Raw genomic sequence first — 591 nt, 5'->3', positions numbered from 1 at the left:
GTGACATCGTCGATCCTTCGACGGGCGGCCCGCACAACGCAGGCCAGCCCACCCTCATCATCAACCCTCATTGAGACCTATTCCATGTCCACACCTCAACAAGATCCCGCACAAGTCATACAGGGCCTCGTCGCACTCACCAGGAAACGCATCATCGGCCAAGATACCGCCGTCGAGGTATTCGCCCTGGAGCTCTGCAACCACATCGCGCTCGGCCCCCTGCAGCGCCGGCCTGGCGTCTTCCTCATTGCCGGTCCGAATGTGGAAGAAGACCATCTTGATCTGATCGGCGGCCTCGTCCGATCCCTGAGGAGAATGGGCGGCCTCTACAAGCTGGCCGGCAATCCAGGGGAGGATCTCGACCAGATCTTCTCATCATCCCCGGTTGCCACGGAGGGGGCCTCGTTGCTGCAGGCTCTGAAGCACAACCCTGACGGCGTGTTCGTGCTCCAGGATATCGATCAAGCCCACCCGAACCTCCGCACCCGCCTCGAGCGGATCTGGAGGCATGGCCACCTTGTCGATGAAGCAGGCAAGGTGCGTGCCTTGGCTGATGCTATTTTCATCCTCACCACCGGGCTGGCTCAGGAC

1 protein-coding gene is annotated in these 591 nt (G+C 61.3%); it reads left to right on the top strand.

What is annotated here, in order from left to right; genetic code table 11:
• Positions 1 to 84: 84 nt before the first annotated feature.
• A partial coding sequence (locus JKG68_RS32840) for a P-loop NTPase family protein (RefSeq protein WP_202066666.1) occupies positions 85 to 591 on the top strand: 507 nt, incomplete at its 3' end.

The sequence above is a fragment of the Microvirga aerilata genome, assembly GCF_016743775.1.
Classification (GTDB): Bacteria; Pseudomonadota; Alphaproteobacteria; order Rhizobiales; family Beijerinckiaceae; genus Microvirga; species Microvirga aerilata.
This window is presented reverse-complemented; position numbering and strand designations above follow the sequence as displayed.